The 13,487-nt window shown below is 74.2% G+C and carries 10 protein-coding genes; 4 read left to right on the forward strand and 6 right to left on the reverse strand.

All coding sequences use genetic code 11. The features are described 5' to 3' along the window. Nucleotides 1-10: 10 nt before the first annotated feature. The 3 genes from ACGFXC_RS21775 to rsmH all read right to left on the reverse strand — a co-directional run bounded on the left by ACGFXC_RS21775 (nt 11) and on the right by rsmH (nt 3,630). Entirely contained in the window at nt 11-2,047 is a 2,037-nt protein-coding gene (locus ACGFXC_RS21775) for a peptidoglycan D,D-transpeptidase FtsI family protein (protein WP_393715132.1), read from the reverse strand. Between the two features lie 102 nt (nt 2,048-2,149). Then, nucleotides 2,150-2,704 carry a hypothetical protein gene (locus ACGFXC_RS21780; protein ID WP_393715134.1) on the reverse strand — a complete coding sequence of 185 codons (555 nt, stop codon included), beginning with the start codon at nt 2,702-2,704 and terminating at the stop codon, nt 2,150-2,152. Then, complete coding sequence (gene rsmH / locus ACGFXC_RS21785) at nt 2,701-3,630, reverse strand: 16S rRNA (cytosine(1402)-N(4))-methyltransferase RsmH (RefSeq protein WP_393715136.1); 930 nt, start codon at nt 3,628-3,630, stop codon at nt 2,701-2,703. Before rsmH ends, ACGFXC_RS21780 begins: the two co-directional genes overlap by 4 nt. A gap of 278 nt (nt 3,631-3,908) precedes the next feature. Here rsmH and ACGFXC_RS21790 point away from each other — a divergent pair, with 278 nt between their 5' ends. The 4 genes from ACGFXC_RS21790 to ACGFXC_RS21805 all read left to right on the forward strand — a co-directional run bounded on the left by ACGFXC_RS21790 (nt 3,909) and on the right by ACGFXC_RS21805 (nt 9,443). Then, nucleotides 3,909-4,523, forward strand: a complete 615-nt coding sequence (locus ACGFXC_RS21790; protein ID WP_393715138.1) for a beta-class carbonic anhydrase — start codon at nt 3,909-3,911, stop codon at nt 4,521-4,523. A 137-nt stretch (nt 4,524-4,660) separates the two neighbouring features. Beyond that, nucleotides 4,661-5,671 carry an AAA family ATPase gene (locus ACGFXC_RS21795; protein ID WP_393715140.1) on the forward strand — a complete coding sequence of 337 codons (1,011 nt, stop codon included), beginning with the start codon at nt 4,661-4,663 and terminating at the stop codon, nt 5,669-5,671. Next, nucleotides 5,671-7,023, forward strand: a complete 1,353-nt coding sequence (locus tag ACGFXC_RS21800; protein WP_393715142.1) for a DUF58 domain-containing protein — start codon at nt 5,671-5,673, stop codon at nt 7,021-7,023. Before ACGFXC_RS21795 ends, ACGFXC_RS21800 begins: the two co-directional genes overlap by 1 nt. After that, entirely contained in the window at nt 7,020-9,443 is a 2,424-nt protein-coding gene (locus ACGFXC_RS21805) for a transglutaminaseTgpA domain-containing protein (RefSeq protein ID WP_393715144.1), read from the forward strand. Before ACGFXC_RS21800 ends, ACGFXC_RS21805 begins: the two co-directional genes overlap by 4 nt. A gap of 287 nt (nt 9,444-9,730) precedes the next feature. Here ACGFXC_RS21805 and ACGFXC_RS21810 read toward each other — a convergent pair whose 3' ends face one another. The 3 genes from ACGFXC_RS21810 to ACGFXC_RS21820 are packed head-to-tail and all read right to left on the reverse strand — an operon-like array spanning nt 9,731 to nt 13,468. Further along, nucleotides 9,731-10,363 (reverse strand): TetR/AcrR family transcriptional regulator, encoded by a 633-nt coding sequence (locus tag ACGFXC_RS21810; protein ID WP_393715145.1) that lies wholly within the window; start codon nt 10,361-10,363, stop codon nt 9,731-9,733. 29 nt (nt 10,364-10,392) lie between these two features. Then, nucleotides 10,393-12,486 (reverse strand): YhgE/Pip family protein, encoded by a 2,094-nt coding sequence (locus ACGFXC_RS21815; RefSeq protein ID WP_393715147.1) that lies wholly within the window; start codon nt 12,484-12,486, stop codon nt 10,393-10,395. Next, nucleotides 12,458-13,468, reverse strand: coding sequence for an ATP-binding cassette domain-containing protein (locus ACGFXC_RS21820; protein WP_393715149.1), 1,011 nt, complete (start codon nt 13,466-13,468; stop codon nt 12,458-12,460). Before ACGFXC_RS21820 ends, ACGFXC_RS21815 begins: the two co-directional genes overlap by 29 nt. Nucleotides 13,469-13,487: the final 19 nt, after the last annotated feature.

Here is a 13,487-nt window from a genome sequence, read left to right on the forward strand (position 1 = left end):
GGCGGCCGGTTCACTGTCCGGGCTGGGGACCGGGCTGCGGGCTGGTCGGGGCGTTGTTCGGCGGGGTGTTCGGGGCGGCCTGCTGCGGGCCGGGGTCGAAGGTCACGGGCAGTCCGGCGGGGGCCGTTCCGCTGGGTGCGACCTGGAGGGTCTTGAGCGCGAACTCCATGACGGTCTTGTAGATCGGGCCGCAGATCTGGCCGCCGAAGTAGCTGCCCTTGGTGGGGTTCTGGATGGCGCAGTAGACGGTGATCCGCGGGTTGTCGGCGGGGGCGAAACCTGCGAACGAGGCGGTGTAGCCCTTGTAGCGGCCGGTGGCCGGATCCACCCGGTTGGACGTGCCGGTCTTGCCGCCGACGCGGTAGCCGGGGATGCGGGCCTTGGTGCCGGTGCCCTCCTGGTCGTCGACCACGGATTCGAGCATCTCCGCGAGGGTCTTGGCGGTCCCCGCGCTGACCACCCGGGCCTGTTCGGGGGCCGGGGCGGGCGTGAAGCGGCCGTCGGGGCCCTTCGTGCCGCGCACCAGGGTGGGCGTGATCCGGACCCCGCCGTTGGCGATGGTGGAGTAGACGGAGGCCGCCTGCATCGCGTTGAGGGAGAGGCCCTGCCCGAAGGGGATCGTGTACTGCTGCGAAGTGGACCAGGCCTCGGGCTTGGCGAGGATGCCGCGCGATTCACCGGGGTAGTTCAGGCCGGTGGGGCGCCCGATGCCGAACTTGTCCAGGTAGGAGTAGAGGACCTTGTTGGCCTCGGGCTGGCCGGCGCCGAGCTGGCCGGTGGCCAGGATGGTGCCGATGTTGGAGGACTTGGCGAGGACCCCGTTGAGGGTGAGGTACCAGGTCGGGTGGTCGACGTCGTCCTTGAAGAGCCGGTCGCCGCGGTGGAGCCGGTTGGGAACCTCGACGTGGGTGTCGGGGGTGGCCTTCTTCTCCTCCAGCACGGCGGCCATCGAGATCACCTTGGCGGTGGAGCCGGGCTCGTACACGTCCTGGAGCGCGGCGTTGCCCATCGCGGCGGAGCTGGCCCTGGTCAGGTCGTTGGGGTCGAAGCCGGGGGCGTTCGCCATCGCGAGGACCTCACCGGTGCGGGTGTCCTGGACGACGACGTAGCCGCGGTCGGCGCCGGACTTCTCGACCTGCTCGGTGATGGCCGACTGTGCGGCCCACTGGATGTCGCGGTCGATGGTCAGCTCGATGTCGTCGCCGGGCACGGCGGGCTTCTCGCTGGACCCCGCGGTGGGGACGCGGCGGCCGCCGGACTGGGCGTAGGTGAGCTGCCCGTCCTTGCCGGCCAGCTTCTTGTCGAGGGAGGACTCCAGACCGCCGCCGCCCTTGCCCTCGGCGTTGACGTAACCCAGTATCCCGGCGGCGAGGTTGCCGTTCGGGTACACGCGCTTGCTGCTGACCTCGTTGAAGACGCCGGCGATGACGTTGGCGCCGGGGCCGTTGCTCTTCTTGTCGGCGGCGGCCTTGTCGGCGAAGAGCTTCTTGAGGTCCTTGATCTGGTTCCACACCTGGGGGGTCTGGCGGCGGGCCAGGATCACGTAGCGGGTGTTCTTGGTCTTCAGGCGGGCGGTGAGTTCCTTGGCGTCCTTGCCGAGGATCGGGGCGAGGAGGGCGGCGGCCTGCTCGGGGGCGTCGGGGGCCTTGCTGTCCTGGGGGGTGAACATCTTCGGGTCGGCGGTGATGTCGTACGCGTCGACGCTGGTGGCCAGGGCCACGCCCTTGCGGTCGGTGATCTCCCCGCGCTCGGCGGCCAGGGTGTAGCTGGTGAAGCGGTTCTCGCTGGCCTTGGCGGAGTACGCGGAGGCGTCGACGGCCTGCACCTGGAGGAGCCGGACGACGAAGGCGAGCATGACCAGCGTCAGGCCGACGCCGACCAGGCGCAGCCGGGGCCGCGGGCTGCCGAGCCGGATGGTGTGCGGGGTGCGCCGCACGGCGGGACGCCGGGTGGCGGGCCGGGTGGCCGGGCGGGTCGCGGGCCGGCTGGTGGCCCGCGCCCGGGCCGGGCCGGGCACCCGGCGCCGCGGCGGCTCCTGAGGGCTCACCGCACCCCCCGCGGGCCGGGCACGACGCGGGTCCGGGCGGGGCCCGGGGAGCGGGCGAAGGGCGGGGCGGGGAGGGCCCCCGCAGGGATCCGCGTCACGACGTCACCTTCCAGGGGTCTGGCTCGGCTGCGGCTGGGTCTGCGGGGGCACGGGCGCCCCGGACGGCGTCGGCGCCACCGACGCCGGGGGTGTCACCGACGCCGGGGACGCCGAGGGCGCCGGACCCGGCGCGGCCGTCGCGGGCGCGGGCGTGGGCGTGGGCGGCGGGGGCGGCGCCTCCGCCACGGCGGGGGTGCCGGCGACCTTTCCGTCGGCACCGACGAAGACCGGGCTGCCGCCGGGCACCAGCCCCAGCTCCCGTGCCCGGCGCTGCAACGCGTCCGGCGCCGAGTACCCGTCGACGTCCCGCTGGAGCGCCTGCTGCTCGTCCGTCAGGGCGGTGGTCTCCTTCTTCAGCTTCGTCAGCTGGAACGAGCCCTGGTTGAGCGCCGAATTCAGCAGGAGCAGGCTGATCAGCCCGCCGCCCAGCAGCGCCACCACCAGCAGGACGAACGGCATCCGCGCCGCCTGCCCGGCCGACGCCGCGGCGGGCCGCACCCGGACGAGGCGGGCAGCCCTGCCGGCCTTGCCGCCCCCGGAGCGGCCCGCCGGGGTCACAGCCGCGCCTCGCGGATGCGCTCGACGCCGCGGAACCGGGCCGGGGCGGCCCGCCGGTTCTCGGCGATCTCCTCCTCCGTCGGCAGCTCCGCCCCGCGCGTGAGCAGCTTCAGCTTCGGCTGGTACTTCTCCGGTACGACCGGCAGCCCGGCGGGCGCCGTGGAGGTGGCCCCGGCCGAGAAGACCTGCTTGACGAGGCGGTCCTCCAGCGAGTGGTACGAGAGCACCGCGATCCGCCCGCCGACCGCGATCCGGTCGACCGCCGCCGGAATGGCCTTCTCCAGGCCGGACAGCTCCCCGTTGACCTCGATGCGCAGCGCCTGGAAGGTCCGCTTGGCGGGGTTGCCGCCGGTGCGCTTGGCGGCCTGCGGCAGCGCGTCCCGGATGAGCTCCACCAGCCGGGCGCTGTGGTCGAAGGGCTCCTTGTCGCGCTCGCGCACCACCGCGGACACGATCCGCTTGGCCTGCTTCTCCTCGCCGTACTGGCGCAGGATCCGCACCAGCTCGCCCGGGGCGTAGGTGTTGAGGACCTCGGCCGCGCTGATCCCGGTCGTCTGGTCCATGCGCATGTCGAGCGGCGCGTCCTGCGCGTAGGCGAACCCGCGGTCGGCCTCGTCGAGCTGCATCGAGGAGACGCCGAGGTCGAAGAGGATGCCCTGGACGGACGGGATCCGCAGGCCGTCGAGCACCTCGGCGAGGTCGGCGTAGATCGCGTGGACGAGGGTGGCCCGGTCCCCGAAGGGGGCGAGGCGCTCGCCGGAGAGCCGCAGGGCCTCCTTGTCGCGGTCGAGGCCGATCAGGTGCGCCTCGGGGAACCGGGTCAGCAGGGCCTCGCTGTGGCCGCCGAGGCCGAGGGTGCAGTCGACGACGACGGCCCCGGGCCTCTCCAGCGCCGGGGCCAACAGGTCCAGGCACCGCTGGAGCATCACCGGGACATGTCGGGACTCGCTAGTCAAAGCGCCCTCTCAGATAACGGCGCGGCAGGCGTACGCCGCGCCGCGCACGCGGAGTTTTACCAGGGGGCCGGGCGGCCGGTGAGGGCCGGGCTCCGGCCGGTTCGCGTCACTTTAGTGCAACGCCCGCCCCGGTCAACGAACCGCCCCGCGCCCGGTGCGCCCCCCTCGGAGGGAACCCGCGAAAGCCGCGAATCACCCGTACGGCCGCCCCCGCCTCACCCCTGTGGGTTAGCTCACAACAAGTTCCGTTGACGTTCTTTGTCCCCTCTCCCTCAGTGCCGGACCGGCCCGTGACCACTAACGTCGTCACCATGACGACTTCCGCATCCCTGCCCGCCGGCTCCGCCGCGCCCGCGGCCGGCGCCGCCTCCGTCACCGACCGGCTGGTGGAGGCGAACCGCCGGTACGCCGAGCAGTTCGCCGATCCGGGCATGGACGCCCGCCCGGTCCTGCGCGTGGCGGTCGTCGCCTGCATGGACGCCCGCCTCGACCTGCACAAGGCCCTCGGCCTGGAGCTCGGCGACTGCCACACCATCCGCAACGCCGGCGGCGTCGTCACCGACGACACCATCCGCTCGCTCACCATCAGCCAGCGCGCCCTCGGCACGCGTGCGGTGATACTGATCCACCACACCGGCTGCGGCCTCGAAAGCCTGACCGAGGACTTCCGGCACGAGCTGGAGGACGAGGTCGGCCAGCGTCCCGCCTGGGCCGTCGAGGCCTTCCGCGACGTCGACCAGGACGTCCGCCAGTCCATGCAGCGCGTGCGCACCAACCCCTTCCTGCCCCACAAGGACGATGTGCGAGGCTTCGTCTTCGACGTGCACACCGGGCTGCTGCGGGAGATCGATCCCGCCTCTTGAGTGACACCGGGCCGTGACGGCGTCAAGAATGCGTGGAGACGCCCCCCGGAGTCCCTCCGGAACGGCGTCCGTGTTTCGGGGTGGGCCGGTTCATGCGCGAAGAGCGTCGGCCCTGGGAAAGGGCCGAGGAGAACCAGGTGACCACGTACGACGACCGAGCGAGCCTCGCTGATCTGACCAGCACGGCCGAGCGGATCCGGCAGTCGGTCGAGGGCGTGATCGAAGGGAAGCCCGAGGTCGTCCGGCTCGCGCTGACCGTGCTGCTCGCCGAGGGCCACCTGCTGATCGAGGACGTGCCGGGCGTCGGCAAGACCATGCTGGCCAAGACGCTCGCCAAGTCCATCGACTGCTCGGTGCAGCGCATCCAGTTCACCCCGGACCTGCTGCCCTCCGACATCACCGGTGTCAGCATCTACGACCAGCAGCGCCGCGAGTTCGAGTTCAAGCCGGGCGCGATCTTCGCGCAGATCGTCATCGGCGACGAGATCAACCGCGCCTCGCCCAAGACGCAGTCGGCGCTGCTGGAGTCGATGGAGGAACGCCAGGTCACCATCGACGGCACCACCTACGCCCTGCCCAGCCCCTTCATGGTGGTCGCCACCCAGAACCCGGTGGAGATGGAGGGCACCTACCCGCTCCCCGAGGCCCAGCGCGACCGCTTCATGGCCCGCGTCTCCGTCGGCTACCCCAGCCCCGAGGCCGAGCTCCAGATGCTCGACGTGCACGGCGGGGTCTCCCCCCTCGACGACCTCACCGCCGTCGCGCACGCCCACGACGTCGTCAAACTGATCGAAGCGGTCCGCGAGGTGTACGTCGCGCCGCCCGTCCGCCGCTACGTCGTCGACCTGGTCTCCGCCACCCGCGGCCACCCGGACCTGCGCCTGGGCGCCTCGCCCCGCGCCACCCTGCACCTGCTGCGCGCCGTGAAGGCCTCCGCGGCCCTGGCCGGACGGGACTACGTCCTGCCCGACGACGTCCAGCAGCTGGCCGCGCCCGTCCTCGCGCACCGGCTGCTGCCGACCGCGCAGGCCCAGCTGAACCGGCGCACCGCCGAGCAGGTCGTCCACGAGATCCTCCAGCGCACCCCCGTCCCCGCCGCGCACGCCCGCGGCGAGATGCCGCCCGGCGCGGGCATCCGGGGCTTCTGATGGGCGCCGGTGCCCCGCGCGGCGCCGGCGGGGAGGTCAGGGATCCGGGCGGGCTGCGCGCCTCGCTGGCCGGGCTGACCACCCGGGGCCGCTCCTTCCTGGCCGCCGGCGTCGCCGCCGCCGTGTGCGCGTACGTACTGGGCCAGAGCCAGCTGCTCCGCGTCGGCCTGCTGCTCGTCGTCCTGCCGCTGATCTGCGTCCTCACCCTGCACCGCACCCGCCACCGGGTCACCTCCGGCCGCCGGCTCACCCCGGCGCGGGTGGCCGCCGGCTCCGAGGCCCGCGTCCAGCTGCGGCTGGAGAACGTCTCGCGGGTCCCCACCGGACTGCTGATGCTCCAGGACCGGGTCCCGTACGTGCTCGGGCCCCGGCCCCGCTTCGTCCTGGACCGCGTCGAGGCCGCCGGGGTGCGCGAGGTGTCCTACCGGGTCCGCTCCGACCTGCGCGGCCGCTACCCGCTGGGCCCGCTCCAGCTGCGGCTGAGCGACCCCTTCGGGCTGGTCGAGCTCACCCGCTCCTTCAGCACCTACGACACCCTCACCGTCGTCCCGCGCACCGTGCCCCTGCCCCCGGTCCGGATGACCGGCGAGGCCAACGGCTACGGCGACGGCGCCCGCCGCTCGCTCGCCCTCGCCGGCGACGACGACGTGATCCCCCGCACCTACCGGCGCGGCGACGACCTGCGCCGGGTGCACTGGCGCTCCACCGCCCGCTACGGCGAGCTGATGGTGCGCCGCGAGGAGACCCCCCAGCGCAGCAAGGCCACCGTCCTGCTGGACACCCGGGGCGCCGCCTACGAGGGCGCGGGCCCCGACTCGGCCTTCGAATGGGCCGTCTCGGCCGCCGCCTCCACCGTGCTGCACGTCCTGGAGCAGGGTTTCTCCGTGCGCCTGCTGACCGACACCGGCGATTCGGTGCCGGGCGAGGGCGGCGGCTTCTCGGCCGGCGGGCAGGAGTCCGCCGAAGCGGCCGGACTGATGATGGACACCCTCGCGGTCGTCGGCCACTCCGACGGCGCCGGACTCTCCCGCGCCCTCGAAGCCGTGCGCGGGCCGGGAGCGGGCTCCGGCGGCGACGGCCTGCTCATCGCGTTCTTCGGCGACCTGGACGACGTACAGACGGAAATGGCGGCCCGGATGCGGCAGCGCAGCGCGGCGGCGGTCGCCTTCGTACTGGACTCCGCGACCTGGGCCGGCGAGCCCTCGCGGATGGAGGAGCGGCTGCGCAGGCTGCGCGAGGCGGGCTGGACGGCGCTCGCCGTGCCGCCCGGCGCCGCGTTCGCCGAACTGTGGCGCCAGGGCGGGGACCTCCCGCTCGCCACCGGGGCCGCGACCACGGGAGGGCCGGCATGAGCGGGCGGGCACGGGTGACGCTCTTCGGCGTCCTGGCGACGCTGCTCACCTCCTGGTCGCTGGCGCCGCTGGTGGAGACCTCCGGCTGGCTGGTCCAGGCGGCCCTGCTGCTGTGCCTGCAGGCCGCGGTGGGAGCGGGGGCGCGGCGGGTGCCGCTGGCCCGCCCGCTGACGATCGGCGCACAGCTGCTGGTGTCGCTGCTGGTGCTCGCGTTCCTCTTCGCCGGGAAGGGCGAGTCCACCGGGAGCGGGCCGCTGGCCTTCCTGGTCACCGACTTCGGAGCACTGTTCGAGCGCGGCGTGCGGGACGTGGGCGAGTTCGCCATACCGGCGCCGCTCTCCGACGGCATCAGGCTGCTGCTGGTGTCCGGGGTGCTGCTGATCGGGCTGCTGGTGGACGCGCTGGCCGTGACGCTGCGTTCGGCCGCGTCGGCCGGGCTGCCGCTGCTGGCGCTGTACTCGGTGGCGGCCGGGCTGTCGGCGGGCCAGGGCGGATCCTGGTTCGCGTTCCTGCTGGCCGGCGCGGGCTACCTGCTGCTCCTGCTGTCGGAGGGCCGCGACCGACTCGCCCAGTGGGGCCGGGTCTTCGGCGCGGCGCCCAGCTCGCGCGTGTCCGCCGCCTCGGGGTACGGCGGCGGCGCGGCCGGCGGCGGCCGGGCCCTGGCGCCCGTGCGCACCGGACGCCGCATCGGCGCGGTCGCGCTCGGTCTGGCGCTGGCGGTGCCGGCCGGGCTGCCCGCGCTGGGCGGCGGAGTGCTGGGGGCGCCCGGCGAGGACGCGGCCGTGGCGGGCGGCGGGGGCACGATCTCGGCGGTGAACCCGCTGGTGTCGCTGCAGAGCAGCCTGAACGCGCAGGACAACCGGGTGGTGCTCAAGTACCGCACGGACAGCCCGCAATGGGGCGAGCAGTACCTGCGGATCCTGGCGCTGGACGAGTTCAACGGGGTCAAGTGGGAGGCCTCCGGACGCCCGCTGACCGATGTGCCCGAGCGGCTGCCGAACCCGTCCGGGCTCAGCGAGCAGGTCCGGGCCGGCGCGGCGGAGATCCGCACCACCGTCTCGGCGGCGGAGACGTACGCCCAGCGCTACCTGCCGATGCCGTACCCGGCGACGCAGGTCGACATCGCCGGGAAGTGGCGCTACGAGCCGGTCGGCCGGACCCTGGTCGGCGACCAGCTCGGCAAGGACCGCTTCCAGAACGTGCAGGGCGCGCAGTACACCGTACGGAGCCTGCTGCTGCGGCCCACGGCGGCGCAGCTGCAGTCCGCACCGGGCCCGAACCCGTTCGTGCAGGCCGAGTACACCAAGCTGCCGGACAACCTGCCGCCGGTGGTGGCGGAGACCGCGCGGCGGGTGACGCAGGGCGCCCGGGACGACTACACGCGGGCCGTCCGGCTCCAGGACTTCTTCGCGGTGAACGGCGGCTTCCGCTACGACACGAAGGTGTCCTCGGGGACGGGTTCGCAGGCCATCGCCCGCTTCCTGGCCGACAAGGAGGGCTTCTGCGTCCACTTCGCGTTCTCGATGGCGGCGATGTCGCGCACGCTGGGCATTCCGGCACGGGTGGCGGTCGGCTTCACCCCGGGCGAGAAGCAGTCCGACGGCAGCGTGAACGTCTCGATGCGGGACGCGCACGCCTGGCCGGAGCTGTACTTCGAGGGCGTGGGCTGGACCCGCTTCGAGCCGACGCCCCGGTCGGGGATCTCGGTGCCGGACTACAGCCGCACCGACGTCCCGGCGGCCCAGCCGTCGGCCCCGGCCGCGCTGCCCTCGCAGTCCGCGGCGGCGCCCTCGGCGGCCCCGTCGCAGAACGACGCCTGCCCGCCGGAGCTGAAGAGGCTCGGCGAGTGCGGGAGCGCGGCGCCGAAGCAGGACCTCGGAGCCGGTTCCGGCGGGGTCTCCGCCGGAGCGGTCCTCGGCTGGGGCGCGGCGGCACTGGTCCTGCTGGGCCTGCCGCTGCTCCCGCTGCTGTGGCGCCGCCGGGTCCGCGACCGGCGGCTGGGCTCCGGCGCGGTGCCGGCCGCCTGGCGGGAGCTCGGCGACGCCGCCTGGGACGTGGGCATCGCGCCCGACGGGGCGCTCTCGCCCCGGGGGGCGGCGGAGCGGGTGGTGCGGCTGGGCGGCCTGGACGCCGAGGCCGGACAGGCGGTGCACCGGGTCGCGGGCGCGGTGGAGCGCGAGCTGTACGCCCCGCCCGGCGCGGAGGTCTCCTACCCCGGGCTGTCCGCGGACGTCCTGAGCGCCCGGAGCGCCCTGCTCGCCTCCCTCACCCGCCGGGGGCGGCTGCGCGCGCTCCTGCTGCCCCGCTCGGGGGCCCGTCTGGCCTGGGCCGCCTCGGCCCGCCTGGCGGCGCTCTCGGCCCGGGCGTCCTCGCTGACCGCCCGGCTGCGCACCCGGCTGCCCGCCCGCGGCCGGGGCTGACGGCCGCCGGGGCGGCGGCGGTCCGGCGCGAACGCCGAACGCCGGTGCGGCTGGGCTCGTTCCCCCCGAGCCCTGCCGCACCGGCGTTCCGCGTCTTCCGGGTCCCCCCGGCCCCCGGTCCGCTCCGCGGCCCCGTGTCCGCGGTGCGGGCCGCGTGCCCGCCCGGGACTCCCAGTCTGCGGTCCGTGCAGGTGGGAGCCATCCGTACGCGTACTCATCTGTGCGCCTAGGTACGGATACTCAGTTCTACGCCGCCCGCGCCCCGGAAGGGCACCGCCGACCGGGGGTCACCGGCTGCCGCTGACCCGCCCCCGCAGCAGCAGCGACAGCGCCGAGTGGACGTCGTCCAGCGACCGCTCGCTCTGGAAGGCCTGCCAGTCCAGCGCGGCCACCAGCACCATGCCCACCATCGCCGCCGCCGTGAGCGGCACGTCGATCTCGGGGCTGAGCTCCCCCCGCTCGACCCCCTCGCGCAGGACGGTCTCGACGACCGCCACCGCCTCCTGCCGGACCACCATCAGGGTGGACTGCCAGGCGCGGTTGGTGCGCCACAGCTCCGCGACGTACAGCTGGGTGAAGGCCGGGTAGCGGTCGATGAAGACCAGGCCCGCCCGGATCATGGCGTCGAGGGCCTCGACCCGGGTCCCGCCGCGCTCCGCCGTCTCCCCCTCCGCCGCCCGCAGCGAGGCGGTCAGCAGGCCGACCCCGTGCCGCAGCAGCTCCTCGAACAGGTCGGTCTTGCTGGCGAAGTTGTAGTAGACGGTGCCCTTGGCGACGCCCGCCCGCTCGGCGATCTCATCGACCGTGGTCGCGGAGAACCCCTGCTCGGCGATGAGGGTGACGGCGGCTTCGTAGAGCTTCTGCCGGGTGGCCTGGCGGCGTGCGCCGCCCGTGCCCGTACCGGTGCTGCTGCTTTCCATGGCGCTGATTCTCACAGGTCAACAGCCCCTCACAGGCTCAGTTCGGGGTGCAGCCGGTCCATCGTCCACACCTGCTTGCCGCGGGCGGCGAGCGCGGTGAGGGCCAGGGCCCCCGCGGTGAAGGCGGCCAGGACCGCGCAGCCCTGCCACACCGGGGTGAGGTCGCCGCCGCTGATGAGGCGGCGCAGTCCCTCGACGATGTACGACATCGGCAGGTAGGGGTGGATGGCGTTGAAGAAGCCCGGGCTGGTCTGGACGGGGTAGGTGCCGCCGGCCGAGGTCAGCTGGAGCATCAGGAAGGCCAGCACCAGGATCCGGCCCGCCGCGCCGAACTTGGCGTTGAGCCACTGGACGATGGCCGCGAAGCAGCAGGTGACGAGGAACAGGAAGCCGATGGTGAGGGCCGGCCGGGCCATCTCCAGGCCGAGTCCCCAGTGGAGCACCGACATCAGCGCGCCCACCTGCGCGGCGCCGAGCCCGGCCACGGGCAGCCAGCCCGCGAGCGCGACCCGCCAGGGCGAGGCGCCGACGGCCAGGGCCCGCTTGTTGAGGGGGGCGATCAGCATGTAGGCGACCATCGCGCCGACCCAGAGGGACAGCGGGATGAAGTACGGGGCGAACCCGGTGCCGTAGTTGGGCGCCTTGTGCAGGGACTGGCTGGCGAGCTTGACCGGGTCGGCCATGACCTGGGTGCGGGCATCGCGCTGCTGCTGGTCGTAGTCGGGGATCTTGCCGACGCCGTCGTGCAGGCCGCCGGCGAGCTCGCCGCTGCCGTCGACCAGCTTGAAGATGCCGCCGTCGAGGCTGTGCGCGCCGTCGCCGAGCTTGCCGACGCCCTCGCCGAGGGCTCCGGAGCCGCCGGCGGCGGTGCCGATGCCGGTGTGCAGCTGGACCATGCCGTCGGCGACCTTGTGGGCCCCGCTGTTGAGGGCGTTGACCTTGGCGACGGCCGCGTCGAGGTCCGAGGCGAGGCCGGGGGCCTTGACGGCGAGTTCGCGGGCCGTGGTCTCCAGGTCGCCGAGCTGGGTGCGGAGCTTGTCGAGGTCGCCGCCCGAGTTCCCGACGAGGGTGTTGACGTCGGCGGAGAGCAGGGCGGCCTCGGCGGTGACGTCCCTGGCCTTCTTCGCCTCGGCGCAGAAGGCCGGCGGGAGGGTCTGTCCGGCGGCGGGGGCGGCGCAGTACTTCGTGTAGAGGTTGTCGGATTCGGTCGCGGCCCGCTTGTTGAGGGCGGCGAGCGCGGGCGCCTTCTCGGTGAGCTTGCCCAGGTGGTTGTTGACGACCTTCGCGGTGTCGGCGACGAGTTTGGCGCTGTCCGCGAGGTTCTTGGGGTCCTTGACGAAGGGACGGGCCTTGTCGGCGGCGCCGTTGACCTTGTCGGCGAGGGTCTGGGTGCCGGCGGCGACGTCCTTGGTGCCGGTCTCCAGCCGGCCCGCGGCCGAGTCGAGCTTCTTCAGGCCGCCGGTGAGTTCACCCGTCTTCTCCTCGGCCGTGTCGAGGCCGTCGGCGAGTTCCTTCGCGCCCTGCTGGGCCTTGCCCGCGCCGTCCTTGAGCTGGTCGGCGCCGTCGGCGGCCTCGGCGGTCTTGTCGTGCAGGTCGGAGAAGGAGACGAAGATCTTGTCGAGGAAGCCGCGGGAGGCGTTGGCGGTGGCCGCGGAGCGGACCTCGGCGAAGACCGTGCGGGAGATCGAGCCGACGATGTAGTTGTTGGCGTCGTTCGTGCGGACCTGGAGGGCACTGGTGGTGGGGTCCGCGCCGCCGCTGGAGGCGATCTTCGAGCTGAAGTCGGCGGGCATGGTGAGGGAGAGGTAGTACGTCCCGTCCTCCAGGCCCGCGGCCGCGTCCGCCTCGCTGACCTCGTGCCAGTCGAAGGTCTTGCTGGCGTGCAGCTTCCTGGTGATCTCACCGCCCGCGTCGAGGCGCTTGCCGTCCACGGTGGTGCCCCGGTCGGAGTTGACGAGGGCGACGGGCACCTTGTCGAGGCGGCTGTACGGGTCCCAGAACGACCAGAGGTACAGGGCTCCGTACAGCAGCGGCAGGAGGAGCAGCGCGACGAGAGCGGCCCGGGGCAGCTTCCCCCGCCCGAACCGCTTCAGCTCAAGCGCGGCCAGTTTCGGCGAGCGCATCGTCCGCCCCCTTCGGGTCTTCGTCGTCGTGGGTGGTGGTGCCGGCGGGGGCGGACGCGCCCCCGCCGTCCTGCGCGCCGTCCTGCGCGCCGTCCGTGTCGCCGTCCGTGTCGTTGTCCGGGGCCGGCGGGGTGGCGGCCGCCGCGTCCTCGGGGGACGCGGGGGCGCCGGACCGGCCCCAGGTGATCTTCGGAGCGGCCTCGTGGAGGACGGCCGCCGGTGCGGCGCCCTGCGCGGCTCCAGCTCGGGCGGCCCCGGCGGCAGCGGCCTCGGCGGCGGGCTCCGTGGCGGGCCCGGTGCGCAGCACCGTCACGCCCGCCGGGGCTTCGCTGCACACCGCGAGGACGGTGGTCCCCCGGTCCGCGACCGCGCGCAGCAACGCCCAGGCCTCGGCTCGTTCGGCGTCCGAGAGCTTGAGGTCGAGGTCGTCGACGGCCACCAGCCGGGGACCGCCCAGCAGGGCCAGCGCGAGGGAGAGCCGTACGGCCTCCAGCCGCTCCAGGTCGCGCACCGGGGTCCGGCTCCCCTTGGGCAGGGCGGCCGGGTCCAGTCCGACGGCGGCCAGGGCGGCGTCGACGCGGGCCCCGGTGCGGGCGCGGCGCTCGCCGCGCGGGCGCAGCAGGGCGCGCACCGGGCCGTCGTAGCGGCGCTGGAGCAGGGCTCCCTCGCGCAGCTGCTCGGCGACGGTGAGGGCCTGGTCGAGGTCGTTGACGCCGGGGACGGGGCCGAGGGCGGTGATCCGGCGGACCGCGGCCATCTTCTTCGGCAGCCGGTGGCGGCCGATCTCGGCGTGGCCCTCGGTGGGCTTCATCCGCCCGGTGAGGGCGAGGAGCAGGCAGGTCCGGCCGCTGCCGGAGGGTCCTTCGAGCGCGATGAGCGAACCGGGCGCCGCGTCGATGTCCACGCCCCGGAAGGCCCAGCCCCGCGGGCCCTTGAGTCCGAAGCCCGCGGCCTTGACGGCCGCGCCGTGCGGGCTGTCCACGCCGTCCCCCTTCGTTTGA

The organism is Streptomyces sp. NPDC048507 (assembly GCF_043199995.1).
Lineage (GTDB): Bacteria > Actinomycetota > Actinomycetes > Streptomycetales > Streptomycetaceae > Streptomyces.